The 26,094-nt window shown below is 58.4% G+C and carries 29 protein-coding genes; 16 read left to right on the top strand and 13 right to left on the bottom strand.

Going from position 1 to position 26,094, the window contains the following annotated elements:
* Positions 1 to 194 precede the first annotated feature (194 nt).
* Positions 195 to 638: a hypothetical protein gene (locus V7730_RS14720; protein WP_335748355.1), complete on the top strand. Its 444-nt coding sequence runs from the start codon at positions 195 to 197 to the stop codon at positions 636 to 638.
* 504 nt (positions 639 to 1,142) lie between these two features.
* Here the strand turns inward: V7730_RS14720 and V7730_RS14715 are convergent.
* Both V7730_RS14715 and V7730_RS14710 read right to left on the bottom strand, forming a co-directional pair.
* Complete coding sequence (locus tag V7730_RS14715) at positions 1,143 to 1,829, bottom strand: anti-sigma factor (RefSeq protein ID WP_335748354.1); 687 nt, start codon at positions 1,827 to 1,829, stop codon at positions 1,143 to 1,145.
* A 10-nt stretch (positions 1,830 to 1,839) separates the two neighbouring features.
* Complete coding sequence (locus V7730_RS14710) at positions 1,840 to 2,385, bottom strand: sigma-70 family RNA polymerase sigma factor (RefSeq protein WP_335748353.1); 546 nt, start codon at positions 2,383 to 2,385, stop codon at positions 1,840 to 1,842.
* A gap of 91 nt (positions 2,386 to 2,476) precedes the next feature.
* Between V7730_RS14710 and V7730_RS14705 the strand changes: the two genes are divergently transcribed.
* From V7730_RS14705 to V7730_RS14675, 7 genes are all read left to right on the top strand, one after another.
* On the top strand, positions 2,477 to 3,082 hold the full coding sequence (locus V7730_RS14705) for a 2-hydroxychromene-2-carboxylate isomerase (RefSeq protein ID WP_335748352.1): 606 nt from the start codon (positions 2,477 to 2,479) through the stop codon (positions 3,080 to 3,082).
* Between the two features lie 69 nt (positions 3,083 to 3,151).
* Positions 3,152 to 4,348, top strand: a complete 1,197-nt coding sequence (locus tag V7730_RS14700; protein WP_335748351.1) for an NAD(P)/FAD-dependent oxidoreductase — start codon at positions 3,152 to 3,154, stop codon at positions 4,346 to 4,348.
* Between the two features lie 17 nt (positions 4,349 to 4,365).
* Positions 4,366 to 4,809: a GNAT family N-acetyltransferase gene (locus tag V7730_RS14695; RefSeq protein ID WP_335748350.1), complete on the top strand. Its 444-nt coding sequence runs from the start codon at positions 4,366 to 4,368 to the stop codon at positions 4,807 to 4,809.
* Positions 4,810 to 4,823: 14 nt separating this feature from the next.
* A complete protein-coding gene (locus V7730_RS14690) occupies positions 4,824 to 6,911 on the top strand; it encodes a hydantoinase/oxoprolinase family protein (protein WP_335748349.1) in 2,088 nt (695 codons plus the stop codon).
* A complete protein-coding gene (locus V7730_RS14685) occupies positions 6,908 to 8,608 on the top strand; it encodes a hydantoinase B/oxoprolinase family protein (RefSeq protein WP_335748348.1) in 1,701 nt (566 codons plus the stop codon). Before V7730_RS14690 ends, V7730_RS14685 begins: the two co-directional genes overlap by 4 nt.
* Entirely contained in the window at positions 8,608 to 9,381 is a 774-nt protein-coding gene (locus V7730_RS14680) for an HpcH/HpaI aldolase family protein (RefSeq protein WP_335748347.1), read from the top strand. Before V7730_RS14685 ends, V7730_RS14680 begins: the two co-directional genes overlap by 1 nt.
* Before the next feature lie 21 nt (positions 9,382 to 9,402).
* Entirely contained in the window at positions 9,403 to 10,251 is an 849-nt protein-coding gene (locus V7730_RS14675; RefSeq protein ID WP_335748346.1) for an NAD-dependent epimerase/dehydratase family protein, read from the top strand.
* Between the two features lie 33 nt (positions 10,252 to 10,284).
* Here V7730_RS14675 and V7730_RS14670 read toward each other — a convergent pair whose 3' ends face one another.
* The 3 genes from V7730_RS14670 to V7730_RS14660 are packed head-to-tail and all read right to left on the bottom strand — an operon-like array spanning position 10,285 to position 12,289.
* A complete protein-coding gene (locus V7730_RS14670; protein WP_335748345.1) occupies positions 10,285 to 11,604 on the bottom strand; it encodes an ABC1 kinase family protein in 1,320 nt (439 codons plus the stop codon).
* Positions 11,601 to 11,816: a TIGR03643 family protein gene (locus V7730_RS14665; protein ID WP_335748344.1), complete on the bottom strand. Its 216-nt coding sequence runs from the start codon at positions 11,814 to 11,816 to the stop codon at positions 11,601 to 11,603. Before V7730_RS14665 ends, V7730_RS14670 begins: the two co-directional genes overlap by 4 nt.
* Before the next feature lie 5 nt (positions 11,817 to 11,821).
* The gene (locus V7730_RS14660; RefSeq protein ID WP_335748343.1) at positions 11,822 to 12,289 is read right to left on the bottom strand and encodes a CIA30 family protein; all 468 of its coding nucleotides are present in this window, start codon (positions 12,287 to 12,289) and stop codon (positions 11,822 to 11,824) included.
* Between the two features lie 146 nt (positions 12,290 to 12,435).
* Between V7730_RS14660 and V7730_RS14655 the strand changes: the two genes are divergently transcribed.
* From V7730_RS14655 to V7730_RS14645, 3 genes are read left to right on the top strand one after another with little or no spacing between them, the layout of a single operon-like run.
* Entirely contained in the window at positions 12,436 to 13,092 is a 657-nt protein-coding gene (locus V7730_RS14655) for an ABC transporter ATP-binding protein (protein ID WP_335748342.1), read from the top strand.
* Positions 13,089 to 15,476, top strand: coding sequence for an ABC transporter permease (locus V7730_RS14650; RefSeq protein ID WP_335748341.1), 2,388 nt, complete (start codon positions 13,089 to 13,091; stop codon positions 15,474 to 15,476). Before V7730_RS14655 ends, V7730_RS14650 begins: the two co-directional genes overlap by 4 nt.
* On the top strand, positions 15,466 to 16,518 hold the full coding sequence (locus V7730_RS14645; protein ID WP_335748340.1) for a lipocalin-like domain-containing protein: 1,053 nt from the start codon (positions 15,466 to 15,468) through the stop codon (positions 16,516 to 16,518). Before V7730_RS14650 ends, V7730_RS14645 begins: the two co-directional genes overlap by 11 nt.
* Before the next feature lie 127 nt (positions 16,519 to 16,645).
* On the opposite strand, the gene V7730_RS14640 is transcribed toward V7730_RS14645, so the two are convergent.
* The 5 genes from V7730_RS14640 to V7730_RS14620 all read right to left on the bottom strand — a co-directional run bounded on the left by V7730_RS14640 (position 16,646) and on the right by V7730_RS14620 (position 18,796).
* Positions 16,646 to 17,071, bottom strand: a complete 426-nt coding sequence (locus tag V7730_RS14640) for an MBL fold metallo-hydrolase (RefSeq protein ID WP_335748339.1) — start codon at positions 17,069 to 17,071, stop codon at positions 16,646 to 16,648.
* Positions 17,072 to 17,229: 158 nt separating this feature from the next.
* The gene (locus V7730_RS14635; RefSeq protein ID WP_335748338.1) at positions 17,230 to 17,622 is read right to left on the bottom strand and encodes a hypothetical protein; all 393 of its coding nucleotides are present in this window, start codon (positions 17,620 to 17,622) and stop codon (positions 17,230 to 17,232) included.
* 207 nt (positions 17,623 to 17,829) lie between these two features.
* Positions 17,830 to 18,000, bottom strand: a complete 171-nt coding sequence (locus tag V7730_RS14630; protein ID WP_335748337.1) for a hypothetical protein — start codon at positions 17,998 to 18,000, stop codon at positions 17,830 to 17,832.
* 44 nt (positions 18,001 to 18,044) lie between these two features.
* Positions 18,045 to 18,377: a sulfatase-like hydrolase/transferase gene (locus tag V7730_RS14625; protein ID WP_335748336.1), complete on the bottom strand. Its 333-nt coding sequence runs from the start codon at positions 18,375 to 18,377 to the stop codon at positions 18,045 to 18,047.
* A gap of 158 nt (positions 18,378 to 18,535) precedes the next feature.
* Positions 18,536 to 18,796: a helix-turn-helix domain-containing protein gene (locus V7730_RS14620; protein WP_335748335.1), complete on the bottom strand. Its 261-nt coding sequence runs from the start codon at positions 18,794 to 18,796 to the stop codon at positions 18,536 to 18,538.
* A gap of 167 nt (positions 18,797 to 18,963) precedes the next feature.
* Here V7730_RS14620 and V7730_RS14615 point away from each other — a divergent pair, with 167 nt between their 5' ends.
* From V7730_RS14615 to V7730_RS14595, 5 genes are all read left to right on the top strand, one after another.
* Positions 18,964 to 19,185, top strand: a complete 222-nt coding sequence (locus V7730_RS14615) for a hypothetical protein (protein WP_335748334.1) — start codon at positions 18,964 to 18,966, stop codon at positions 19,183 to 19,185.
* Positions 19,182 to 19,481: a hypothetical protein gene (locus V7730_RS14610; RefSeq protein WP_335748333.1), complete on the top strand. Its 300-nt coding sequence runs from the start codon at positions 19,182 to 19,184 to the stop codon at positions 19,479 to 19,481. Before V7730_RS14615 ends, V7730_RS14610 begins: the two co-directional genes overlap by 4 nt.
* A 1-nt stretch (position 19,482) precedes the next feature.
* On the top strand, positions 19,483 to 19,848 hold the full coding sequence (locus V7730_RS14605) for a hypothetical protein (RefSeq protein WP_335748332.1): 366 nt from the start codon (positions 19,483 to 19,485) through the stop codon (positions 19,846 to 19,848).
* Between the two features lie 3 nt (positions 19,849 to 19,851).
* Complete coding sequence (locus V7730_RS14600) at positions 19,852 to 20,100, top strand: hypothetical protein (protein WP_335748331.1); 249 nt, start codon at positions 19,852 to 19,854, stop codon at positions 20,098 to 20,100.
* A 72-nt stretch (positions 20,101 to 20,172) separates the two neighbouring features.
* A complete protein-coding gene (locus tag V7730_RS14595; RefSeq protein ID WP_335748330.1) occupies positions 20,173 to 20,517 on the top strand; it encodes a sulfatase-like hydrolase/transferase in 345 nt (114 codons plus the stop codon).
* Positions 20,518 to 20,521: 4 nt separating this feature from the next.
* On the opposite strand, the gene V7730_RS14590 is transcribed toward V7730_RS14595, so the two are convergent.
* The 3 genes from V7730_RS14590 to V7730_RS14580 all read right to left on the bottom strand — a co-directional run bounded on the left by V7730_RS14590 (position 20,522) and on the right by V7730_RS14580 (position 26,033).
* Positions 20,522 to 23,728, bottom strand: coding sequence for a reductive dehalogenase (locus V7730_RS14590; protein ID WP_335748329.1), 3,207 nt, complete (start codon positions 23,726 to 23,728; stop codon positions 20,522 to 20,524).
* A gap of 239 nt (positions 23,729 to 23,967) precedes the next feature.
* Complete coding sequence (locus V7730_RS14585; RefSeq protein WP_335748328.1) at positions 23,968 to 24,669, bottom strand: GntR family transcriptional regulator; 702 nt, start codon at positions 24,667 to 24,669, stop codon at positions 23,968 to 23,970.
* Positions 24,666 to 26,033 (bottom strand): formimidoylglutamate deiminase, encoded by a 1,368-nt coding sequence (locus V7730_RS14580; RefSeq protein ID WP_335748327.1) that lies wholly within the window; start codon positions 26,031 to 26,033, stop codon positions 24,666 to 24,668. The genes V7730_RS14585 and V7730_RS14580 overlap by 4 nt, the downstream gene beginning before the upstream one ends.
* Positions 26,034 to 26,094: the final 61 nt, after the last annotated feature.

Raw genomic sequence — 26,094 nt, 5'->3', positions numbered from 1 at the left:
CACCTGGAAGTTAGAGAAAAGTAGAGCAGCGGACAACAACCCTGACAGAGGGGGGAAAGCTTCAAGTTCTCTTTCTCACAATTATTGTCGTCTGGCTGTTACCTGATTGGGACTGGTCCAAAATTAATTCACGAAACCAATCACTTCAAACTTCGATTGACGTTCCGCCATATGCAACCCGATATACCCGCGAAATGAACGATACTGCACTGGAAGTGGCAGCGCGATTCCCCGACCCGCATTCCTGCCTCGTGGCCGGAACAGAGAACCAGCAATCGCCAGAGCGGCTGAGGATAGATTGGGAACGGATCAACTGGACTACCGAAGCTGAAGTGTGCATTTTCCGGCTTCTATCCGCACTGGGAGGGATCGAAGCGTCCCGCCCTTTCATGGAAGCGCAGGGGTTTTCGATGTCGCCAGACAGTTTCAGCTCTGAGAACCCTTATGTGGAGGCTAGCGACGATGCACTTCGCATTACGGCGCAATGGTCCATTCGCAACAATGAACCAGAATTTCCCACACGCGGCGTTCTGGCTCGCGTTAGGGCAGTAGTTCCGTATTCAATGAAGGTGAATGTCTATTTTAGCCAGGACGGGAGCGCGGTGCTGGCGGTGCAAATTGGGTACAATACGCTTTGATCTGCCGAAATTCGACCTTCTGAGGAGCCTCTTGAATGCGGAAGATGAACGGAAACACTCATTCTCTCCAAGAACAACCATTGTGAGGTCACCACGATAGGTAGGCGCATTGCCCTCTCATCAGAACAGACATTGGTGCGTGATGCAGCATCCAGCACAACGGGCTCAAAGTGAACTTTCGCTGATGTCAGCTTGGATAAGCACTGGGTTGGCCGCCGCAAGGTCGCTCACCCAGTGCCGTCATAAGCGGCCATCGACCTGAATAAGAAGCCTCGAAGAAAAATTTCGAGGCTCCTTGTGTGCCCCAAAATCCGGAATGCGCCACATTTTCATGCCGAGCCTTCTGTCTACTCATCACTCCGGCACGCACTGCTGCGGGCCGTCCTCGTTAAAGCGACATTCGCACAAATTACCCAGACACCAGTTAACCAGCATGTCTCAAGAGCTACGGTTCAATCAGTTCAAAGGTTTCACTCATATCGATGAAAGGGGTCTTTAGTTAAACTAGAGCTCTGTAAGGGGCGCTGCTGCAAGGATGCTACCTGTGGGCGCACCAGTGGGTGATCCGCCCGCTGGCTCGTCCGAGATCGCGAGTGTCAGCTCACCCGCACGGTCACGCAACGCTTGCGGCAACGAGACGCGCATGGTCGCCTCCTCCGACAGTACGCCCAATGAAACAGGAGCAGCCTCCGGCACAATCGCCCACAGCTCGAACGCGCGGCTTTCGCCCTCTTTGCCTGCGACACGGCTAAGCGCCACATCGCCGCGCGCACTATCAAATACGGCGAGCACCTGAAGCGGGACGTCAGTACTACTAAGCTGGGTCGCATAAAGCGCATCCGTACCCGAGACCGGATTAACCGCAAGCTGCTGGACCCCCAAATAGGTGGCAACGGCCAAGGCGGCCACGCTAAGCCCTTTCCAAACCCACAACCGCTGTGACAGCGGCACAGGCATAGTATTGAACAAACGTTTGAGAAGGCGTTTTTTGGCGCGGCGCGGCGGTGCAACCGGTTCGATAGCATCGGTCATAGGGACAAAGCGTTCCTGCCAACCGGCTACCAAAGCGGCAAAAGTCGGCTCCGTGCGGCTCTTCGTCAGTGCATCACGCTGCTCGTCGCCCGCAAGCAGACCAAGCACCAACTCAGCGGCCAGCAGGTTATCGCCCTGCGGCGTGCTCTCATCTACCATTTCGGGTCCCTCACTCACGGCTCATGCACTCCCGCAACGAAATCAGGCCACGGCGCAGCCATGTGCGCATGGTATTGAGCGGGACGGAAACCGTCTTCGCCAGATCGGCATAGGTTTTCCCGTCAAGGTAAGCACCGCGCACCGCAGCACCGCGATCCTCGGCCAGCTCATCCAGACATCTGGTCAGCCGCCGCGCTTCACCGGCCGCCACAGCCAACTGCTCAGGTCCCGCGGTGGCGGCAGCAAGCTCAAGCCCCGGGGCGTCAATATCCACGTGGCCCTTGCGCGTGGCCCGCAGCCGGTCAATGGACGTGTTGCGGGCAATGGTGATCAGCCACGTCATCGGGCTAAGCTCGTTGGACTGGTAGCGCGACGCGTGCTTCCAAACCTTTACAAAACTGTCCTGCATAGCATCCTCGGCGGCTGATCTGTTGTGCAACACACGCAGGCATACCCCGAAAAGTTTCGCTGAAGTCGCGTCATACAGACCCGAGAACGCCTCGCGATCATTCATCGCTACCCGCCCGATCAAAACTTCTATCTCTTGACGGTCCATCCAATGACACCCTTACCATACGGTCATGAGAGTGGCGCATCCGCGTGCAAAGTCAAACAACCACACGACAAATGCCCCCGAAAGGATCACCATGAGCAATAATGTGATAGAATATTTCTACTCGGCCCATTCCGCCTATGCCTATCTGGGTGCCCCTGCCCTGACGCAGATCGCGCAGGATGCCGGATGGACCATCGCGCATCGGCCATTTGATTTCCTGCCTGTGATCGCCAGCGCAGGCGCGCCGGGGTTTAAAGGACGAAGTGCAGCGCATATCGACTATTTCTTTGGCCGCGAGCTGAGCAGATGGGCGCAGTGGCGTGACCTGCCGATCCTCTGCCATCGACCAACCCACCACGACAACCCGCTTGCACTTGCTAGCGGTATGATCATGGCCGCATCCGACCCCGACCGCCTCAGCTTTGCCATTCTGCAAGCGCACTGGCGCGATGACGTCGATATTTCCGACCCCGAAACACTGCACGCACTAGCCCAGACATGCGAAGAGGACGCGGCATCCATACACGCCGCCGCAACAAGCGCGCAGATGCAAGAGCGGTTCAGTGCCAACACCCAAGAGGCGATCGAACGGAATGTCTTTGGCTCTCCGACCTATTTTATAGGCGGCGATATGTTCTATGGGCAGGACAGGCTTGAAATGGTTGCGCGTGCCATTGCATCGCCATTTGATCCTTGATGATATCTCTGGGCAAAGCATCCGAGCCGTGGTTATCGTGCCGGTGTTCGTTCAGCAGAAAGCACTTCTATGCAGGCTCCATCCCGCTCAAGTTATGATGTATTAATCGTTGGCGGCGCCATCTACGGTTCTGCCGTAGCTTGGTGGCTGACCCAGATGGCCGGTTTTGACGGCAAGGTTCTGGTGGTCGAGCGTGACCCGACCTACGCCTTCGCCTCGACCTCGCACACCAACAGCTGCATTCGCCAGCAGTTCAGTAATGCCACCAACATTCAGGTCAGCCAGTTCGGCGCAGAGTTTATCAAGAATTTCCGCCAATTCATGGGCGGCAATCCCGACGTCCCGCATCTATCGCTGCATAGCTTTGGCTATTTGTATCTGGCCGATACGCCTGAGTTTGCCCTCACGCTGGAACGTGCGCAGGCCGTGCAAGAAGCGTTGGGCGCAGGCACCCGCCACCTTTCCCGCAAAGAGATCGCCGCCGCTTACCCCTTCTACCAGCTGGATGACATCATCGCCGGCAACCACAATCTTGTGGATGAAGGCTATTTCGACGGCGGCACGATGTTTGATTGGTTCAAACGCAGCGCGCGCGCGAACTGCGTCGAATATATCCACGGCGAAGTGACGGCCATCACCCGCGCAGGCAACGCCGTGCAAAGCGTGACCCTGAGCGATGGCACACGAATCGACTGCGGCGCGCTGGTCAATGCTTCGGGTCCTCGCGCGGCGGCGACCGCGCGCATGGCAGGGCTAGAAATTCCCGTGGTGCCGCGCAAGCGCTATACATTCGTGTTCGACGCAGCCGAACCGCTGGATCGCGACCTGCCGCTTACGATTGATCCCTCTGGCGTACATGTACGCACGGAGGGGAAATACTATCTGGCTGGCTGCCCACCGGACGAGGATGACGACGTCGCCTATGACGATTTTATCTTTGATCACAGCATTTGGGAGCAAAAGGTATGGCCTGCGATCGCCACCCGCATCCCGCAATTCGAAGCGGTCAAAGTCATCAACCAGTGGGTCGGGCATTATGCCTATAACACGCTGGATCAAAACGCGCTGCTGGGCCGCGCACAGGAATGCCCGAATTTCATCTTCGTCAACGGATTTTCCGGCCACGGCCTGCAACAATCCCCTGCCATGGGGCGCGGCATCGCCGAACTGATCACCTATGGCGAGTACCGCAGTCTTGATCTGTCGGCCTTTGACGTCAACCGCGCCACCACCGGCACCCGATTTCTTGAAACCGCTGTCATCTGACCTGCAAGGAGCCTGTCATGTCTGTCACCATCCGCCCCCTTGAGCCAAGCGATAAAGCCGCTTGGGAAACCCTGTTTCAGGGCTATGCTAAATTCTACGCCGTCGAACAGACACCGCAGATGCGCGAGACGGTTTGGGGCTGGCTGAACGATCCCGACCACGGCTCGAACTGCCTTGTCGCTGAGCAAGACGGCAAGTTGATCGGCTTCACCCACTACCGCCCCTTCGTCTCAACCTTGAGGGCCATCACCAGCGGTTTTCTGGATGATCTGTTTGTGGACCCCACCGCACGCGGCAGCGGTGCGGCACAGGCGTTGATCGACGCTGTCAGCGCTGTGGGCCGCGAAAAAGGCTGGGGCGTGATCCGCTGGATCACCGCCGAGGACAACTACCGCGCGCGCGGCGTTTATGACCGTGTCGCCACCCGCACGCCGTGGGTAACCTACGACATCAAACTTTAAGACAGGACAAGAATATGAGCAGGCAGGACGCGCGCCTCGGCGTGGATATCGGTGGCACATTCACCGATGTGGTGCTGGAAACGCGCGGCGAGAGTTTCTCGACCAAGGTGCTGACCAAATATGACGCACCCGAGCAGGCGATCCTCGACGGGATGCAGGCTGTGTGCGCCAAAGCGGGTATCACACCGCACGACATCACCCAGATTATCCACGGCACCACTCTTGCCACCAACGCCTTGATTGAACGGCGTGGCGCGAAAACCGCGCTGATTACCACCGAAGGCTTCCGCGATGTGATCGAAATGCGCACCGAGTCGCGGTTCGAACAATACGACCTCAACCTACAACTGCCGGAGCCGCTGCTGCCGCGCCAGATGCGCTATACCGTGCCGGGCCGCATTGATGCCACCGGCGCCGAGCTGATCCCGTTGGACCCCGCCGATATCGAACCTGTCGTCGAGGCGATTGCATTGGCTGGTTATGAAAGCGTCGCGATTGGCCTGCTGCACAGTTATCTTAACCCCGCGCATGAGCGGCTGGTCCGCGGCGTGCTGGCGGCACGCCTGCCGGATGTCACGATCTCGATCAGTTGCGAGGTCAGCCCGCAAATGCGAGAATACGAGCGTTTCAACACTGTTGTTGCCAACGCCTATATCAAACCGCTAATGAAAAGCTATCTGGGTCGCCTTGAGGGCCGCCTGCGCGAAACGGGTGTGGATTGCGCGATCTTCCTGATGCACTCGGGCGGCGGCATCATATCGCTGGAAAGTGCGGCAGAATTCCCTGTGCGGCTTGTCGAAAGCGGCCCTGCTGGCGGGGCAGTCTTTGCTGCGCATATCGCCGCGCGCTACGGGTTGGACAAGGTGCTGAGCTTTGACATGGGCGGGACTACCGCCAAGATTTGCCTGATCCAGAACCAGACCCCGAAAACCTCCCGCGTGTTCGAGGTTGCCCGCAGCTACCGGTTCAAGAAAGGCTCCGGCATGCCCATCTCGATCCCCGTGATCGACATGGTCGAAATTGGCGCAGGCGGTGGGTCGCTGGCCCATGTGGACAGCATGCGCCAGATCCGAGTGGGCCCGCATAGTGCCGGGTCCGAGCCCGGGCCTGCCTGCTACGGGCGCGGTGGCTTGAAACCCGCGGTGACCGATGCCGATCTGGTGCTTGGAAAGCTTGATAGTGACAATTTCGCTGGTGGATCAATCACGCTTGATGTGACAGCCTCAAAATCTGCGATTGCTGAAACCCTTGGTGCGCCGCTCGGGCTGGATGACATGACCGCCGCCTTCGGCCTGTCTGAAGTGGTGGACGAAAACATGGCAAACGCAGCGCGCGTGCATGCTGTGGAGAACGGCGAGGATCTGTCAGAATACACGATGATCGCCTTTGGCGGTGCAGCCCCGCTGCATGCCGCACGTCTGTGCGAAAAGCTGGGGGTTGAGCGGTTGCTGGTGCCACCGGGCGCAGGCGTAGGCTCTGCGATCGGGTTCTTGCGCGCGCCGTTCAGCTTTGAGGCGACCCGCTCCGTTTACATGACGCTGGACGGGTTTGACGCGCCGACAGTGCGCAGCCTGCTCTCAGAACTGCAATCCGAAGCCACCGCTTTTGTGCAAATTTGCGCACCCGATGCGGACATCATCGCGGAATACAAAGTCTATATGCGTTACAAGGGCCAAGGCTGGGAAATCCCCATCGCACTCACCCCTGCGCAGGCAAATGCCCCAGACGCCGCCCTGTTCAAAACGCTCTTCGAGGCGGATTACGCCCGCCTCTTCGGGCGCGCCGTTGCGGGTATGGATATCGAGATCACCGTATGGTCTGTTAATGCCACGACCCCGCCCCAAGACACCCCGCTGACCGAGCAAAGCGACGGTGAACGCAGTGCCGTGATGAAGGGCAAATGCACGTTCTTCGACGCCGCCTTGGGCGCGAAGCAAAACGGCTATATCTTTCCACGCGACACCCTGCGCGTTGGTGACATCGCTAACGGCCCAGCAATGATTCCCGAGGACGAAACCACGATCATCATCCCCTCCAGCAGACGCGCGATCCGCCAGCCTGACGGCTGCATCGACATCACTCCAAAGGAGCAAGACGCATGAGCACGCCGTCAACTGTCGCTTATCAAGTTATGTGGAACCGCCTGATCTCGGTCGTGGAGGAACAGGCACAAGCGCTGGTGCGCACGGCCTTTTCCACCTCTGTGCGTGAGGCCGGCGATCTGTCGGCAGGCGTTTATGACACCGACGGCCTGATGCTGGCGCAAGCCGTCACCGGCACACCAGGCCATGTGAACGCCATGGCCGATGCCGTTGCCCATTTCATCCGCCGCATCGGCCGCGAAACGATGGCCGAGGGCGACGTATACCTGACTAACGACCCATGGGAAGGCACCGGCCACCTGCATGACATCACCATGGTTACCCCGTCGTTCCACCATGGCGCGCTGGTGGGCTTTTTCGCCTGTACAGCCCATGTCGTCGATATCGGCGGGCGCGGGTTCGGCGCAGATGCCAACTCCGTCTACGAAGAAGGGCTGTACCTGCCGATCATGCGCTTTGCCGACCGTGGTGAAGTGGACCAGACCCTGCTGCGCATTGTGCGCGGCAACGTACGCGAGCCTGACCAGCTGGTCGGGGACCTTTACGCGTTGGCTACCTGCAACGAAATCGGCCACCGCCGCCTGATCGAGATGATGACCGAGTTCGACCTAGATGACCTGACAGGCATCGCAGAGTTCATCTTTAACAACTCGCGCCGCGCCACATTGGAGCGGCTCGCTGCCCTGCCCCAAACCTCAGCCACTGGCGAGATGACGGTGGACGGCTTCGCCACGCCAATTACCCTGCGAGTAAAACTTACCATCAGCAAGGATCGCATCCTGAGCGATTTCACGGGGACTTCGGGGCTGGACCCCAAGGGGATCAACTGTCCTCTGGTCTATGCCAAAGCCTATGCCTGCTACGCGCTCAAATGCGCGATTGCACCGGAGATCCCCAACAACGCTGCATCCCTTGCCCCATTCGAGATTTATGCACCGGAAAATACCATCGTAAACGCGCTGCATCCGGCACCCGTGGCCCTGCGCCACATCGTCGGTCACTTCGTGCCAGACACCGTCTATGACGCGCTGGACAAAATCCTGCCTGATGTGGTCCCCGCCGAAGGCGCAGGCTGCTTGTGCAACTTTCAGGTCTCACTGCGTCCCCTAAAGGACGCACCCGCTGATGCCCGCCGTGCAGAAGTGCTCACCTTTAACTCAGGCGGTGCAGGCGCGCGTCCGCAGGTGGACGGGCTGAACGCAACCGCCTTCCCCTCTGGCGTGATGACAATGCCAGTTGAGGCCACAGAGCACGCAGGCCCAGTGATCATTTGGCGCAAGGAATTGCGCCCCAATTCAGGTGGCGTTGGCCGAATGCGTGGCGGTTTGGGTCAGTTCATGGAAGTGGGCGCACGCGATGGCTATGAATTCGATCTCTCCGCGATGCTCGACCGTGTAGATCACCCTGCCCGTGGGAGACGCGGTGGCGGCAATGGCGCGCCCACTACAATCGCCCGCGATGACGGCACGCCCATGAAAGGCAAAGGCCGCCAATTCGTCCACCACGGCGCACGCGTACACATGGCATTTCCCGGCGGCGCAGGTTACGGCGCTGCGTCAGAACGCGATGAGGCCGCAATCAAGCGGGATTTGGCGAGAGGTTACATTACCGCAAGTTCTGCCGCCAATGACTATGGTCTGAGCAGAACAGAGATTGAAAAAGTACAAGCTTCTGTTGCTGCTGGTGAGGACATTTAGTGGATTATCCTGACAATCCCTTCACACACGCCCTACGCGCAAAGCAAAAACAACTTGGCCTATGGATCAGCTTGTCGAGCGCTTTCGCAGCCGAAGTCACCGCCCCTGCAGGTTTCGATTGGGCGCTGATTGATATGGAGCATGCACCCAACGATTACTTCAGCACGTTGGGCCAGATGCAGGCCTTTGCCGCCACAGGCACCACGACAATCGTGCGGCCCGAATGGAATGACCCCGTGATGGTCAAGCGCCTGCTAGATCTTGGCGCGCGCGGCCTGTTGTTTCCTATGATCAATACCGTGGCCGAAGCCGAGGCCGCCGTTGCCGCTACACGCTACCCTCCGCGCGGCGTGCGCGGGTTCTCTGGCGCCACGCGTGCCAATAACTTTGGCCGCATCCCTGACTACCTCTCCAGGGTTGAGGATGAGACGACCGTCCTGCTGCAACTGGAGTCGCGCAGCGCCATCGCCCAAGCCGAGGCTATCGCGGACGTTGATGGCGTCCATGGTATTTTCTTTGGCCCGGCTGACATTGCTGCTGATATCGGCAAACTGGGCAAGCCCTTAGACGCCGAAGTCTGGGACCTGATCCGTCCCTGCGCCCAAAAGCTGATCGCCAAGGGCATGCCCGTAGGCACGCTGGTCAATGATGCCACCTTCGCCGCACAGCTGTTGAACGAAGGCTTCACCTTCGTTGCTTGCGGCACCGATACAACGCTTCTGGCTCGCGCCACCGATGCGCTTCTGTCAGATGTTCAAGAACAACTGAAATAACCTACCCCGAAAGGCCTCCACATGCCCAAAAAGCTTAGTAAAATAGTCCTCACTGGTGCCGCAGGGCGCCTTGGCTCCTATCTGCGTGAGCCGCTGACCGCGCTCTGCGACGAACTCGTTTCCACCGATATCAAAGAGCAGCCAGGCACGCTTTATGCAGGCGAGCGGTATGTGCAGGCCGATCTGGCGGACTTTGACGCCATGAACGCCATCATCGAAGGCGCCGAAATGGTGGTACACATGGGCGCTTTCGTGGACGAAGGCCCCTTCGAGCAACTTTTGGGACCAAACTTCATCGGTTCCTACAACATCTGGGAAGCCGCATCGCGGCATGGCGTGCGCCGTGTTGTCTATGGCTCGTCGATCCACGCTGTCGGCATGTATCCCAAAAACGAATTCATCAACACCGAAGTGGCCCACCGCCCCGATACGTTCTACGGCCTTGCCAAGTGCTTCTCCGAAGATCTGGGACGCATGTACTGGGAAAAGCGCGGCGTAGAGAGCGTTCACATGCGCATCCTGTCCTGCGCACAGGTCAACAATGCCCGTGCTTTGGGATCATGGCTCAGCTATGACGACCTGATCCAGTTGGTCACCCGCTGCATTGAAACGCCGGTCACAGGCTTCGCTGTAATCTACGGCGTCAGCAACAACGACCGCGCGCCAGTGGACAATTCAAAGGCAAGCTTTCTGGGCTACCGCCCTACGGACAACGCCGAAAAATTCGCGCAAGAAGTGCTGTCCAACGAGCCCCCCATGGACCCGCATGATCCAAACCACATGTGCCACGGCGGACCCTTCGCAGGTGTAGAGTTGGGCAATTCCGGCCTCGCCACAATGAACGTGGTCGACGACACAAAAAAGAGCTGAGGCAGAGTGCGGGGCTAACATGCTCCGCACCCTTTAACCCGCAAGATAATCGCTCAACATCTGACCAACAGGCAGCCGCGCTTTCAGCTTTACACCCAGCAGATATAAGCCCGCCAACTTTCGCTGCACATAGAGTGCATCCATTTGAATAACGGGTGGCACAAACCCGTCACGCGCCAAGGCTTCACCCGCGCGCTGCATCTTCTGTGTGAGGGTTGTATCCGCGAAATCACAGACAGTTGTGCGCAGGCCATGAAACGCCATCTGCATAAGATCAAGCACTTGATCTCGATGCGCTCGACTTGTATTTTCACCTATAAATCCAATACTTAATGACAGTTCTTCAAGTTCGCGCCGCTGCCCACCAGCGCCTGCCATCAGTAACTTTATGTAAAGCATTGAAATGTCGCTACTTATCTCCCGCACCGCTCCAAAATCGAGTAAAACCACATCACCCGTCACTGGGCCATAGCGATAGTTTGCGAAATTAGGATCGCTCTGTATCAATTTGAATTCAAACACCTCTTTTAGAAACAACTCAATTAGCTTCTGCATGATCAGATTGCGCTGCTCCTGGCTTTCCGACGCGGACTCTTCGATCGGCTTTCCTGCGACAAAACTCATCGCGAGGATGCTTTGTGTGCTCCAGTCTGCATGGACTTGCGGCAGGGTAAATCCCTGTTCATCTGCGAGCAACTCGCGGAACCTATTGAGGTAGTAGGCCTCCCTTAGATAGTCGGTTTCTTCGTGCAGCTGCAGGGCCGCCTCGGCCAGATATGGCTCAAACGCAAAGCCCTTTGGCAGCATGCCCGACATACGGATCAACGCCCCCACATTCGCCACATCGCTGTCGATGCTACGGGCCACACCGGGGTACTGAACCTTGACCGCCAGATCGCGACCGTCACGCAATTGTGCGCGGTGGACCTGCCCGATGGAGGCAGCCGCAATGGGACGCACGTCAAAACGGGAAAATTCCCGCAACCATCCCTCTGGCCACTGCCCCGCCAGCACTTTCTTAAGCTGGGCTGGCGGCATGAAATCGGCATCCTCACGCAGCCGTGCCATAATCGCGGCAAGCTCGGGTGGCAGCACATCGCCGGCGTCCATGGAGACAAGTTGCCCGATCTTCATCGCCGCGCCGCGCATCTTGGAAAGCTGGTCAGCAATGCGCGTGACGTTCGCCGACGTGAGCAGCAGCCCTCTCCAATCAGGGCGCTCCCCGCGGCCAAGCTGCGCCATGCCGCCGATTGCCATGTTCCCTGCAACACCTGCGGTCATGAAGCCAAGGCGCGACAGGCGACCTAACCGGCTGGCCGGAACCGCAAGCCCTTTGTCGCGGGGCCGGCTCATTTGTACTGTTCCCGACGGGTACCAAAGGCATGCACGCGCTTGCGCCACGTGCGGTAGCTTCCCGGCTTCAGCTCCCGCCGCATGAGGGTTTGAACCTCTTTTTCCGACAGGCCATATTCTAGTTCTATCGTGGAAAAAGGCACATGATCGCTGAGCGCCATCTGGATGATCGCACTAACATCGGCTGCATCAAGGTCACGTGATTGCCCCATGCTATTCAACGGTAAAACCTAACGGCCGAGATGGCGATATCGGCCTGCATCTCTTGCCCATAAGCAAGAATACCGATCCGGCGCAGGCGGGCGGGATCGAGCGTCTTGTCGGTCTTGCGAGCCTCGAAGTTGGTCCACGGTAGGCGCAGGGTCCGCCAATCATCGGCCACATCAAAGGCCGCGCGAAAGGATTGCCATGGCCGCTCCAACTGATCCGTGCGCAGCCGCATCTCATAACCGGTGCCAACACCGAGCGCCTCGATCTCGATCCCCTGCCAAACGGAGGCATCCATCACATCACCGTGCGCCACATCAAAGGCCATCTGGATGAACCCGCCACTATTCTCAAGCGAGACATGGCCCGTCAAATGCGCCGCCTGCCGCCCCGCGATCAGCTCTTGCCGGACCTCACCGGTTGAAATTCCGCCCATTACCATGTCCGCCACGTATTCCCATTCCGGTGTCAGTTCCATTGCGCCCCGCCTTTCAACTATCTTGCAATCTAGCTGCCGCAACGCCGCTGACCACTGCGCACGCGACATATGGTCCAAGCGCCCCGAAATCCTGCTGGCCTTCACGCACATCTGCGATAGGACTTAGGCAGCCCACGGAGTGCCCTATGCTGCTGAATGTCAAAGCTCTCAAGAAATTCTACGCAGGTGCCGAAGGCCGCGTGCCTGTCTTGCGCGGCATTGATCTGGAGGTCGCCGCCGGAGACACCCTCGCGCTGACTGGCGAGAGCGGGTCTGGCAAGAGCACGCTTTTGCATCTGATCGGCGGATTGGACATTGCAGATGAAGGCAGCATTCTGCTGGACGGGCAAGATGTCGCGCAGATGGATGATGCGGGTCGTGCGGCTGTGCGGCGGAGTGGCGTCGGGATTATATTCCAACAGTTCAACCTAATACCCTCACTGGATGTAGCTGCCAACATTGCCTTTCAGGCGCGGTTGGCTGGCGTCTATGATCGTGAGGCTGCGGATGAGCTGGCTGCAGCGCTCGGTCTGGGCGCGCATCTGACCAAATATCCGGAGCAGCTATCGGGGGGCCAGCAACAGCGCGTCGCCATCGCGCGCGCCTTGGCGGCTAGGCCGAAGCTTGTGCTGGCGGATGAGCCGACGGGAAATCTGGACGAAGCAACAGCGGCCGAAGTGATGGACCAGATGCTGACCCTGGTACGCCAGACCGGTGCCGCGCTTGTGATGGTCACGCACTCACCCCGTCTGGCAGGGCAGATGCAGCGGCAACTGCACCTGCAACGCGGATTGCTGGCATGACAGCTGCTGCTCTTTCGGCGCTGCTGTCGCATTGGCGGCGCAATCCCTTACAACTGTTTACGCTAGTGGCTGGGTTAGCACTGGCGACCGCTTTGTGGTCAGGCGTGCAGGCAGTCAACGCCGAGGCCCGCGCAAGCTATGACGCCGCTGCCGCCACGCTTGGTGAAGGGCAGTATGACCAATTGCTGCCGCGCGCAGGCGAAACGATCCCCCAAGAGACCTTCATCGCCCTTCGCCGCGCAGGGTGGCTGGTAGGTCCGGTCATAGAGGGCCGTTTGGGGGATGTGCGGCTAGTCGGGATTGATCCGCTCACGGCTCCCGGCGGGTTGGGACCAGTGGGCGGCAGTGGTGTTATGGATCTGCCAGCGTTTCTGGCGCAACAGCCGGTGTTCGCAAATGCCGCGACAGCAGAAAAAATTGAGGGGTTGATTGACGCTCCTGTGGTGGTCCAGCCGTCAATCGCCCCGGGTACTGCCATTACCGATATTTTCGTGGCCCAGCGCCTGCTCGCCGCAAAGGGTGAATTGAGCCGCCTGATTATCGCACCACAGCAGCCTGTGGGCCGCCCCCCGCTGATAGACATCGCCCCCGATCTTATTCGCCGCGTGGCGCAAGGTGGATCCGATGTCGGGCGGCTCACAGATAGCTTTCACCTCAACCTGACCGCCTTCGGTTTACTCAGCTTTGCTGTTGGGATTTTCATTGTGCACGGCGCCATCGGCCTGGCGTTTGAACAGCGGCGAGGCATGGTGCGCACGCTGCGTGCTTTGGGCATGCCACTGCATCGATTGATTGCGCTGATGGCGGCTGAGCTTTTTGTGCTTGCTCTGATCGGAGGGCTTATCGGCGTGTGCCTTGGCTATCTGGTGGCAGCGAGCCTGTTGCCTGATGTGGCTGCGACGCTCAAAGGGCTATACGGCGCGCAGGTGTCGGGGACATTGCAACTGCGGCCCTCATGGTGGCTATCGGGCATTGCGATTTCGGTGCTTGGAACAGGGATCGCAGCGGCCGGTGCGTTGGCATCAATTGCGCGGATGCCGCTTCTGGCCAGCGCCCAGCCACGAGCATGGGCCACAGCACGCGGGTCGCGGCGGCGGCTTCAGATCGCGGCAAGTTTGACTTTGCTGGTCGTCGCCTGCTTGCTTGCCCTGCTGGGGGAAGGGCTGGTCATGGGGTTCGGCCTGCTGGGCTGTTTGCTGGTCGGGGCGGCACTGGCCCTACCCCTGCTGCTGGACGCCACCCTTCGCCTGTCGCAATCCCGCGCCAAAGGGGTCACCGCGCAATGGTTTTGGGCTGACACCCTGCAACAGTTGCCCGGTCTGAGCCTCGCTCTCATGGCGCTGCTACTTGCGATGGCTGCAAATATCGGGGTGTCCACGATGGTCTCAAGCTTTCGGCTCACCTTTACCAGCTTTCTCGATCAACGCCTTGCATCAGAGCTTTACGTGAGCACCGAAAGCAGAGAACAGGCCGACGCGCTGGAGGTCTTCGTCGCCCAACGTGTGACCGAGGTTCTGCCTTTGCTGTCGGTAGAGGCCGAGCTTGCAGGCCTACCTGCAGAGCTTTACGGCGCGCGGATCGGTGCGACCTACCGCGAGAATTGGCAACTGCTTGATGAAATGCCCGAAGTCTGGGACCTGATTGCCGACGGCACGGCTGTGCTGGTGAATGAACAACTCGCCCGTCGCGCAGGGATTTGGGTAGGTGATAGCCTGACGATCGCGCCGGGCCTTGCGCTGCCCATCGCAGGCGTTTTCGGGGACTACGGCAACCCTATGGGGCAGGCTATCATCGCAGAGCCTTTGTTTGCCGAACTGAACCCACAGATACGCGCAACGCGTTTTGGCCTGCGCACTGTGACACCGGATGCCCTGCGAACGGCGCTTACTACCGAATTCGGGCTAACCGCACAAAGCATCACGGATCAGGCCCAGATCAAGGCGTTTTCTTTGTCGGTGTTTGAACGAACATTTACCGTGACAGCGGCGCTTAATGTGCTCACCCTCAGCGTGGCCGGCTTTGCCATTTTCATGAGCTTGCTAACGCTGGCAGGCATGCGGCTGCCGCAATTGGCGCCCGCGTGGGCTCTGGGGCTAACACGGCGGCGGTTGGGGCAGCTTGAATTGATACGGGCAGTGGTGCTGGCCGTGCTAACAGCAATGATGGCTCTCCCACTTGGGCTTGCGCTGGCATGGGTCTTGCTGGCGGTCGTGAATGTCGAAGCTTTTGGCTGGCGCCTGCCAATGTATGTGTTTCCGCGCGATTACGCGGTGCTGGGCCTGTTCGCTTTGGTCGCTGCGGTTGCGGCGGCGGCATGGCCTGCACGCAGACTGGCACGCACCCCGCCAGCTGATTTGTTGAAGGTGTTTGCCAATGAACGTTAAAACCGTACTCCTTATTTCATTCTTTGCCTTTGCTGGCGCCTTCCCAGTTGTAGCCCAAGGGTTCGCCGGCATGGGCAGTGAGGCTGAGGGCTTCGCCACGCCTGAGCCCGCACCGCAGTTTAGCTTTCCCGCCGATCATGGTCCACATCCCGCCTACCGGATCGAGTGGTGGTATCTGACAGCAAATATGGAAGGGCCAGACGGTACCGCATACGGGCTACAATGGACGCTGTTCCGCTCAGCGCTTGCGCCTTACGGCACGCAAGACTGGGACAGCCCGCAAATCTGGTTCGGCAATGCCGCTGTGACGACAGCCGAAGCTCACTACACCTCGGAGCGTTTTGCACGGGGCGGGACGGGACAGGCAGGCGTCACCGCTGACCCCTTTGAGGCTTGGATTGACGAATGGCACATGCGCGGCGATAGCTTCGATGCCCTAGCGCTGCGCGCAGCAGGACCAGACTTTGCCTATGATGTGTCCCTGCAATCGCGCGGACCGCTAGTGTTCCATGGCGCAGACGGCTATTCGGTCAAATCCCAGCAGGGGCAGGCAAGTTATTATTACTCCCAGCCGTTTTTTGAGCTGACTGGCACGCTAACCCTGCCCGAAGGCGACATCCCTGTCACCGGCACCGCATGGCTGGATCGTGAGTGGTCCTCCCAACCGCTAGCGGCAGACCAAACCGGCTGGGACTGGTTTTCGATCTCCTTTGATGCGGGCGAAAAGCTGATGGGTTTCAGACTGTGGCAGGCCGACGGCAGCTATTACACGTCAGCCACATGGATATTGCCTGACGGCACAACGACCACGCTGCCCGATGGCAGCTTTGACGCCACCCCGATAGCGACCTCGGATGTAGACAGGCGCAAAGTTCCAACCCGCTGGCAGGTCCGTGTCCCCGAATACGGCGTTGATATCACCGTGGATGCGCTGAATCCGCAGGCATGGATGGACATGGCTGTGCCCTATTGGGAAGGGCCAGTCCAAGTCAACGGCAGCCACAGCGGACGGGGCTATCTAGAGATGACTGGCTACGACTAGGACAATGTGACCCTAAAATCCCCCCGCGAAAACGCACTGCTGATGGGTCAGGCGGCGTCATATCGGGAAAGCGGCAAAGCCGACGAAGCAGTAGCACATCCTCCCGCATGGACAGATCATTCTGAGATCATACGGTCTGTATTTGGCAAACCGCAATCCATGCGTGGCGTGCAAAAAGCACACAGATGTCGATTGCAGCCAAATCTTCCGCGATACCGCTGAGAGGGACAAAGCTCTTTGCTAGAGCAGCCAACGTGGAGGCTCGCGCCTCGAGGGCGTCTGCGCGCACCCTGATATGGGTGAGCAACAAGCCGCACCCCCCTACCGATTTGGCCATTCTGCCAATTTCGCTTGGGGTGGGCATGAGCGCCTGCATGGCCGGATACGCGCCCTCCCCGTCCAAGCGATAGCACCAGTGCAGCAACAAATCCGCGCCGGCACACAGCGCTGTCAGCGCATCGCACAAACTGGCATCACCGGAATAAACATACTTGCGGCCTTCGCTTTCAACTGAAAAATCAAGGCAGTCCAGCGCGGGTCGGGCATGGGGCACCACGCAAGATTACACTCCCCATCCCGCGCCTGAACATACAAATCCGGGGTAGATTTCAGTCACATCCGGCATGGCCCACGGGCGCGGCAGCTTTCCGTCGCGGGCTTTCCAGACTTCCTGACTGGGCAACAAGCCCGTTCTAGCATGCAGATCGTGCATCAGCACACCGCTTGAACCGAAATAGCCGTCCGTGATCCAGGCAATGGGTGCAGGGCGGTCTTCATCATCTGCAATGCTTCTGAATAAGCCGGATCACCAGTCAGATCGACCAATTCCTCCGTATCGATAACAAGATTGGAAAATCCGGGTGCAAAGTCAACGTACCAGTTGAGCTTCCACCGCCCCTCACGGAATATCATCCCACCAGAAACCGCGCCAACAGCGTGATCCTTGCTCTGAGCCTCACACTGTTGGCCCACAGGTTTTTGCGCAATTTCGGGCAATGACCTGCAATCACTATCAAGGGCGAAAAGCGCGGGGATCATCGCCGCCACATCCGGTAACGAGACAGGCGTTTCAGACACCCCCACAGCGATTTCGGGGCGTGCCATGATCATGGGGATGCTAACGCTTTCCTAATAGAGCTTGGACTTGCCTCAAAGCCCGCGCGCGCCCAAATTATCGCCATGATCGCACGTATAGACGATGCTGGTATGTTCGCCAAATCCGGCTGCATCCAATGCGCTAGCGATCTGCCCGATATTGTGGTCAAAAAATGTGCACCATCTGTATTAGGCCGCCATGGCGCGCAGACGCTCTTACGCGTCCTCGAACTGAGCCGCATAGTTCAGCGGCGCATTCTGGTTTTCCACCCAACGATCACGCACACAGCCATCGTCGGGATGCAGCTTTGCCTGTGGCGACTGGTTTAGCGGATAGAGATTGGAATACTTCTGCGGCACCTCGTGCGGGAAATACCGGGTGACCATGCCTACACTGCCCACCACCGACACCAGATATGTTCGACATTAGATTAGGCAGGATCTTCGGCATCGCGGTAATGCAGCTTGCAGATGCTTTCGACCGGCAAGCCGGAACCCTGCAACGCATAGCCCCAGCCACACGGTGCGCTGGTGTAGGGCGTTGCATGGCCCCACAGCCGCGTCTGGCGCACTTGTCGTCTAGCGACAAAGGTGGCGCGGGCCGGTACGCAGATGGGCGAAGGGGTGTAGGCATCGTTAAACTGCATGCCATGCGCCGCCAGAGCATCCAAATGTGGCGTCTGAACAAAGGGATACCCCGCGCATCCCACGGCTCTTTCCGGATACTCGTCCCACATGATGACGAGCAGATCAGACTGTGTCACGTTGGACACTCCTATTCTTCCGAAGCGACCTCAAGCTTGTCTAGAACTGTGCGGAAGACGGCGATTTGATCCTCTGACAGGTCAGCACGCAGCCTGCATTCGCGCGCTTGAGTAATCGGTAGCGCGCCCTAAACGTTCTTGGCTCTTGGTGGTCAGGCTCAGGTCTGGACCCGGTGATCTTTTTGATCGGTTTCGGATTGTAGCAACCCGCCTTCGATCAGCGTCTTGATGTTACGGCTCGACAACCCCTTATCGAACGCGGTTTCTTGCGCCAGCCCAGAGAGCTTTGTACGTCCTGCCGCCCCCACCAATGCGATCACACGCCATTGCGACAGGGTTTTTCCAGCTCTCGCTTCAGCAACCGCGTGGCTTGAGTGTTGAGCTTCGCCTGCACGCGCGAAATCCGATAGGTCAGGCACTGGTGCAATGGCTACTTTTTATTTTGGATCAACTGCTTATTCAATCTCGGTTTGGTCTATTATCATAACTCTCAGAACCTCCTCATCACGCGCCAGAATAACTCTTAATCATTCTAGATCACCCCTCAACTTACGCCGATTTCCTAACAAAAACTGAGGGAGAGAACGTGAAACACTCTATCAAAGCTGCCGCTGCCTCTTTCGTAATGACTGCATCCGCGACTGGCCTCAAGGCTGCCGGCTGGACCCCACCCGGCCCAAGCAACCTGATGATCACCTCTGCCGCGGGCGGAGCTGCTAAACCCCAAGCACGCATAATCGCAGAGAATCTAGAAGCAACGTTGGGTTGGCAGTGCATCCCTGAGCAAATTCCGGCAACGACGAGATGAATCTTCCCATGGCGATCAAGGGCATGCCCAATGACAGCTCCGTCATTGGAATGGTTGTGACAGAAACGCTGGGCTACACTACGCGCGCAGCGGATGCGGGTATTTCCCCTGATAACTTCACCGCTATAACCACAACCGCCAGCTTCCAGATGGGTATTACGTCCAAATCCGACAAAGGCTGGGCTACCATCGTAGATACCGTCGCTGCAGCCAAGGCGGGCGAAAATCTGCGGTTTGGTACCATGAGCCGAAAGCTGGGGATTTGGCGTATCAACGGGCAAGGCACAGGGTGTTGATTTGAAAATCATTTCTGTCAAAAGCGGCAAAGCCGTTATGAACGGTGACATGGAACCAGGATTTACGGACGGCGTTGGGGGCAAAGGTGTCACAGCGGGTGAGCTGGTCGATATGGCATCTGGCTTGTCTATCCCGCCAGACGCGCCGAAGTTAACCGATCTGGGCATGCCATTCAGCTGCCGCCGAATGGGGACGTGTAACTGGCCCGTTCGATTGCATCTGGATGGGGTTTCAGGGGTCTGTCGCCTTCCACATCGGCGGATGGTCTGCGCGATGACACGCATTCAAAAACATGTGCTGATGCCAGTCGTGCTGATGCCAGTCGTGCTGCCGCTCACTCTCACGACGCCCTATGTCGAAGCGTAGCAGATGCACACCATCTCGTTTGCCTTGGTGTTTGGAGTATTTGGTTATTTTGTGCAGCAAGTGGGCATGTCTCCCCTGCCCTTCGAGATTGCCTTCATTCTAGTTGGCAATCTTAAATGCAAGGCGCAGCAGGCCTTCTCGGCCGCAGGCGGAGACCCTTGGTCCCGGTTCATCAGCCCTGTTGCGGTGCTGTTCATGGCGCTCACCGTTCTGGTCGCGACCCAATCCTTGCGCAGATGTTTGGAAAAATGAAAATGACACGCCCTAGACTGCTGACCGTGCCATCGAATTGCTGCGTCATCGCCGTGACGGGGATATACCGTTTTGCATCTGAATGTCCGCCCCCGATCCGCACCAGCCCACAGCCGCATTCCACCGCAAACCGATGAGCAACTTCGCGAGGTCATCGCCAGCACCTATAGTCAGCTCGCTTTTATCGACCACCAGGTGGGCCGTCTAACGAATACGCTGCAAGAGCTTGAGCTGGATGATAATACCATCGTGATCTACGTCTCGGATCACAGTGAATGGCTGCTACGGGTGCAAATGATCGTCAAAGGCGCGGGTGTCGCGGTTGATGAACTTGTCGCTACCCTGGATCTGGAGGGCTACCTTGCAACCCGCCCTAGGGACACACAGCCCGACCGTGTGCCTGTCAGAAACGGCTGAACTTTTAGAGGTCGACCTCGATCACGCCGCCTTCTTTCGCGGCGCGGGACTGACACAAGATCACCGTGTTTTCGCGCTGCGCTTTGGACAGCACGAAATCGCGGTGTTCTACCTCCCCCGAGATCAGCCCGCATTTGCACACCCCGCATAGGCCATCCGCGCATTTGACGTCCAGATGAATCCCGTTTTCCGCAAGCACATCTGTTGCCGCGCGGTCAGCGGGTACAAGTAGATCGCGCCCTGATTTGGCCAGCCGTAGCGTGAAGTCATGGTTCACATAATCAGGTACTTCGGGCACCGAGAAATATTCAAGATGCAGCGCTTCGTCTGGCAATCCAGCCTTTGACGCGGCTTGCATGACGGCGGCCATGTAGACTTCTGCCCCGCAGGTATAAACATGGGTGCCCTCGGGCTGCTTCGCAAAAAATATCGATAAATCCGCGCGGCTACCTTCATCTGAGACGTGCAGCGTCACCCGTGACGCCCAGTCAAAACCGGTCAATTCATCCAGAAATCCCATCGTTCTGCGCGATCGGCCCGAATAGTGCAGCTCGAACGAGCGGCCCTTGGCGGTCAGCTCGTGCGCCATGGCGATCATCGGTGTAATGCCAATCCCGCCGCCCATCAGCACCGTATGCGTAGCCTCATCCACCAGACCGAAATGGTTGATCGGACGAGAGATGAACACACGCCGTCCCTGCGTAAAGATCCGGTGCATCAGTTTTGAGCCACCGCGCCCCTCATCTTCGCGCAGTACGGCGATCTGATAAATGCTCCGGTCCGCTGGGTTGCCTGACATGGAGTATTGGCGCAAGAATTCAGGGGCAACGACGATATCCAGATGCGCGCCAGCCTCCCACTCCGGCAAATCGCAGCCATCAAGGGCGCTGAACTCGTATTTGGTGACCCCTTCGGCAATGAGCTCGACCTTGCTCACCTGTGCGTGGATGACCGGGCTTTCGCCGTCGGCGGTATAGATATGGGCGACCTGATCAACGGTCCCGTTTTCCAGATGCGCTATGTATTGCTCTGCTGTGATCATGGCCTGATACGCTTCGATCCCTGCCTCGCGGTCCATCGGATAGGGATAAGGATAGGGCGGCGGAGCCAATGGCGCGGGATAGACCGCCAGCGTCTGGTCCTCGTATTTGAGATCAAGGTCCTTTTGCAGCTCGCGCGTGTTAACGGGGGCTTTTGCTGGCTGATAACTGCCGCTATCGTCCAGCTCCAGATCCCACCACCACTTCTTGACTGGGTTGAGCCCGCCATTGCCCACCGCATCGTCAAGCTTTGCCAGCAACGGTGCGGCGGAAGGGATGTTCATCGCCGCCCAGCGGAATGGCTTTTCCGCGAACAGCCCTTCCAGATTCCACGGACAGGTTTTCATGCAGCGTCCGCACATCGCCCCGCCTTCGGTGGTGATCCGGTAGGTGGCGCATTTCTGACTGTCCGATTTCCAAATTTCGTAGCCGTTGAACATCAGCTTTGGACCAGCGGTGATTGCCCCCGACGGACATTCACGTGCGCATTTATTGCAGGCTTCGCAGAACTTTTGCAGGCCAAAGTCGATGGGTTTGTCATGGGCCATGGGCAGATCTGTCGTCACAACGCCCGACTTCAAGCGCGGACCAAGGAAGGGGTTAAGGATGACCTCTCCGATCCGGCTGACCTCTCCCAAGCCAGACAGCAACAACAGCGGCGGTTGCAACACTTCGCCGTCCATCACGGTATGTGCCTTGGCGCTATAGCCCAGATTGCGGATTTGCTGTGCAATCACCCCGCCCAACAATGAGAACCGAAGATAGGCGCGCATGGATTGAGCGACACTGATCCAGTCGTCGCCGCTGGCCCCCTCCATCGTCTCATAGCCTTGATCGATGACTACGCTGATCGCCTGATCATGCGGCGGATTAATCACATCGCCACGTGCATCGTGGCTGTACCACGTCCAGCCCGGACAGGCCGAGATACCCACCGCATCACAACCCAACCAATAAGCTGTCGCCTTAACCAGTTCCGCCGCTTCTTGCGGGGGTAGCTCCACCCGCTGCTTTGCGGGTGGGCCATCTTGCAGCAGAACAAAGGCGCCCAGCGCACGGCGTTGCGCCATAGAGGGCGCCGCCTTGCGCGCATAATGGCCGCCCGCCGCTCCCTTCTGCACCGCCTTGCCTAGGTCGCCGAATTGCGCGCGGGCGAACATATCCGCCCGTTTCGGCACCCGTGCCACCCGGGGCGCGTCGATGTAAGTTGTGGGGTTATCGACCCGTTTAAGTGTTTCAAAAGGATGTGCGCCATCGACAAAGCGCCGCTTGGCAAAGGGCACCGCGTTGGAGGCATTGCGCGCATAAGCTCCGCCAAACCGCCACTTCACGCCAAAGGCAGACGAAGGCTGCTGCGCCATAGGCTTTTGTGGCAGATCGGGCTGGACTTCAAACGTGGTTGTGATCGCCGCCAGACCGAACCGCGTGCCTATATATGGATGGCTCAGAACGCCATCCTCTAGCGTGGCTAGGCCGGCGGCAACCGCGAGTTGGTTGAGATCAACATCGGCATCAGCGCCCGTATGGGCGCGGGCATCATAACCCAGAAGGCGGATGTATTCGGCGACGACCACCGCCGTTTCCGCAGCTAAAAGCCCTGCCCGATGACCTTGCGCCTGATGTATCCAGCCAGTTCCTGCTTCGCCTTCCTCTGGCGCGCGGGGGTTTTCATAGAGGAAAACGATTGCATGGGTATGCCCGTCTATCGCGCCCGGAGGTGATTTGATGGAATCCTTCAAATCCGCCATGATCACATCAATGCCAGAGGCCAACGTCTTTGTCTGGCGCGTGCACAAAGTTTCTGCCAGTCGCGACAACGCCGGATTGCGGTGCGGTTTATCCAGCATCGCAGAGCTTGGCAGCAGACAGGTGCCCACCACAGCCGCGTCCGCGAAATAGCCAAAGGACTTCAGATGCGTTGCACGTTCTGCAGGATCATCCGGACAGGCAGCAGGCTGCGCGTTGGTGTTGCCATGGCGGATGGCGTCCAGCATCGCATGATATTCACCCATCGCGTTGACGATGCTGCGGGGGTCTTCGAGGCGTTCAAAAACCAGCTGTGGATGCTTAGGCACCATGGATAAATCCGGGACATCAATGCACCTTGCCAGCAGTTCACAGGGATAGGGACCTTTATGAACCGGCCTGTTTTTGCTTGAAAAAACTTTCATCTATCCCACTTCCTAACGACCTAGACGGCCAGCCTAATACAGTGCTCCAGCAACATCACGACAACCAATTACACAAAAAAGCTTTGCCCGCTTTCGGATTGTCGCACATGACGACAAAGGCCGCCTCCCAGCTTTAGAACTGAGCTGAAGTCGGCATGACATACAAGCAAATTGGTGACAGATGTTGGAGCTCTTGCGTAGCGCACATCATCACAGGTTAAGGCAGAACCCCAACCTGATCAGTTCTGCGCTACCAGCTGATATCCCGGGGCCGCGACGGCCTGAACGGTCGTGATAGGATCATGACCAAGCCATGTAGTACGCTCTATCACCAACAGCGCGGCACCAGCATTGGTCGCGAGGTACTCGGCGCTCTCGCCCTCGGCGCTCATGGCATAGAACCGCACATCAAGGCGGCTATACGGCTTATTGCGCACCAGCCATTCGTTGGCGCTTTCGCTTTCAAGATCGACATCCAGAATATCGGGGTTTGAACGGATATCGACCCAGCGGTCTTCAAAGATGTAGGGCCGGTTGTCGGCCAGATGTAACGCCTTGACCCGAAGCATCTTAACCGGTTGGCGAATGCCGAACCGCGCCATCACCGCTGTGGGAGCGTCTGCCACCGTTCGGCTGATCAACTGGTAATCGTACTTGCTGCCACGCTGTTCAACCTCGCGCCGCGTGATGGGGATGTCAAAGGTGGCGCGGGTGACCGGATCGGCCCTGACGTGTGTGCCGCCTTTGCGCTTACGCTCCACCAAACCGATCTGGGAAAGATCTTGCATGGCACGGTGGACAGTGGGCCGCGCGCAGCCCAACTCGGCTGCGATATCTTCATCCCGCGGCAGTTTATCGCCGGGGGCGTAAGTTCTGCTTAGGATACGGTCGCGGATGGTATCGCGCACATCAGTCCAGGAAAGCCGCGTCTGCCCAGTCAAATGTTAGTCTCCAGTTGTCGCATCACGGTTTTGAAGTTTGAAACTATGGCATCGCGTTTGAAATGGCGACCCTCTTTGACCACACGGCGGCCAGCGCTCCAGACATCGCGTACACATGATTGACCGCCGCCCCCGAAGATCAGGCTGTCCAAGGCTGCATCACCTTGCCGGTTACAGAGCCACTGGTTGTCATCGTCCAATCCTACAAGATCAGCCCATGCGCCCATCTCGATCCGGCCACTATTGCGCCCGCCCGCCTGCGCGCCACCTTTTGCCGCGGCCTCGAACAGGACACGACCCGTCGAGCGACCTTCCGTTGCCAGCGCAGCCCGCGACAGATCGCGCAGGCGCTGCGAGTATTCCAACGTCTTGAGCTCTTCGAACAGTGAGATATGCACATTTGAGTCAGAGCCAAACCCCAAGGTGCCGCCCTGCCCTAAATAGGTAGTGCCGTTAAAAATCCCATCCCCGAGGTTCGACTCGGTCAGCGGACAAAGACCGGCAACGGCACCTGTCTTAGCCAGGGCCGCAGTCTCGGCTTCGGTCATCTGGGTGCAATGGATCAAGCACCAGCGCTGGCCTACGTTGTGGTTGTCCAGCAGCCACTCAGTCGGGCGCGCGCCCAGGTGGGCAAGAACTTCGTTAACTTCCGCCACCTGCTCGGCCAGATGCATGTGAACGGGGCCAGACCCCGCCTGATCAAGGATCGCGGCAAGACCCGCAGGATCAACCGCCCGCAAAGAATGCGGCGCGAGCCCTGATGTATAATCGGTTGGCCCCGCAGCAGCAGCCCTCACGGCATCTGCGTGCAGGCGTAGGAAACGCTCGGGATCATTACCGAAACGTTGCTGCCCGCCGTTGAGCGGGCGCAGGTCGCAGCCGCCATATTGATACTGGACAGGCAGCAAGGTCAGCCCGATGCCACTGGTCATGGCAGCCGAGACGACCCTCTCAGACATCTCAGCAAGATTGTCATAGGGCATACCCCCAACATCATGGTGCAGGTAATGGAACTCTGCGACAGCGCCATAGCCTGCCTCCAGCATTTCCATGAACACTTGTGCGGCAATAGCTTCCACCTGATCCGGCGACAACTGGTCCAGAAATTTGTACATCAGCCGCCGCCAGCTCCAGAAGCTGTCGCGCGGATCAGGGCCACGCGCTTCGGTCAGGCCGGCCATCGCGCGCTGGAACGCATGGCTGTGCAGGTTCAATAGCGCAGGCAGCAGCAGCGCTATGCGGTCTGTCGGAGCGTGCCGCTGCGGCCCCACATCGGCGATTCGACCACTGGCATCCAAGGTAACTTCAAGATCGCTTTGCCAACCATTTGGGGTAAGCACCTGTTTCGCGTGAATTATCTGCACCAAACAACTCCGTTGACTTTATTAAGTACATACATATTAATTTTATGTAACTCTCAACACA

Source organism: Sulfitobacter sp., assembly GCF_036961165.1.
GTDB lineage: Bacteria > Pseudomonadota > Alphaproteobacteria > Rhodobacterales > Rhodobacteraceae > Sulfitobacter.
This window is presented reverse-complemented; position numbering and strand designations above follow the sequence as displayed.

Coding starts and splice junctions, on each gene's coding strand:
- V7730_RS14630 (WP_335748337.1), bottom strand. CDS start 18,000: ATGGTCACCCGGTATTTCCCGCACGAGGTGCCGCAGAAGTATTCCAAT.
- V7730_RS14655 (WP_335748342.1), top strand. CDS start 12,436: ATGCTGCTGAATGTCAAAGCTCTCAAGAAATTCTACGCAGGTGCCGAA.
- V7730_RS14720 (WP_335748355.1), top strand. CDS start 195: ATGAACGATACTGCACTGGAAGTGGCAGCGCGATTCCCCGACCCGCAT.
- V7730_RS14660 (WP_335748343.1), bottom strand. CDS start 12,289: ATGGAACTGACACCGGAATGGGAATACGTGGCGGACATGGTAATGGGC.
- V7730_RS14635 (WP_335748338.1), bottom strand. CDS start 17,622: ATGGCACGCCCCGAAATCGCTGTGGGGGTGTCTGAAACGCCTGTCTCG.
- V7730_RS14645 (WP_335748340.1), top strand. CDS start 15,466: ATGAACGTTAAAACCGTACTCCTTATTTCATTCTTTGCCTTTGCTGGC.
- V7730_RS14600 (WP_335748331.1), top strand. CDS start 19,852: ATGCACACCATCTCGTTTGCCTTGGTGTTTGGAGTATTTGGTTATTTT.
- V7730_RS14670 (WP_335748345.1), bottom strand. CDS start 11,604: ATGAGCCGGCCCCGCGACAAAGGGCTTGCGGTTCCGGCCAGCCGGTTA.
- V7730_RS14675 (WP_335748346.1), top strand. CDS start 9,403: ATGCCCAAAAAGCTTAGTAAAATAGTCCTCACTGGTGCCGCAGGGCGC.
- V7730_RS14690 (WP_335748349.1), top strand. CDS start 4,824: ATGAGCAGGCAGGACGCGCGCCTCGGCGTGGATATCGGTGGCACATTC.
- V7730_RS14715 (WP_335748354.1), bottom strand. CDS start 1,829: ATGGTAGATGAGAGCACGCCGCAGGGCGATAACCTGCTGGCCGCTGAG.
- V7730_RS14610 (WP_335748333.1), top strand. CDS start 19,182: ATGAATCTTCCCATGGCGATCAAGGGCATGCCCAATGACAGCTCCGTC.
- V7730_RS14650 (WP_335748341.1), top strand. CDS start 13,089: ATGACAGCTGCTGCTCTTTCGGCGCTGCTGTCGCATTGGCGGCGCAAT.
- V7730_RS14710 (WP_335748353.1), bottom strand. CDS start 2,385: ATGGACCGTCAAGAGATAGAAGTTTTGATCGGGCGGGTAGCGATGAAT.
- V7730_RS14590 (WP_335748329.1), bottom strand. CDS start 23,728: ATGAAAGTTTTTTCAAGCAAAAACAGGCCGGTTCATAAAGGTCCCTAT.
- V7730_RS14665 (WP_335748344.1), bottom strand. CDS start 11,816: ATGGGGCAATCACGTGACCTTGATGCAGCCGATGTTAGTGCGATCATC.
- V7730_RS14700 (WP_335748351.1), top strand. CDS start 3,152: ATGCAGGCTCCATCCCGCTCAAGTTATGATGTATTAATCGTTGGCGGC.
- V7730_RS14685 (WP_335748348.1), top strand. CDS start 6,908: ATGAGCACGCCGTCAACTGTCGCTTATCAAGTTATGTGGAACCGCCTG.
- V7730_RS14695 (WP_335748350.1), top strand. CDS start 4,366: ATGTCTGTCACCATCCGCCCCCTTGAGCCAAGCGATAAAGCCGCTTGG.
- V7730_RS14705 (WP_335748352.1), top strand. CDS start 2,477: ATGAGCAATAATGTGATAGAATATTTCTACTCGGCCCATTCCGCCTAT.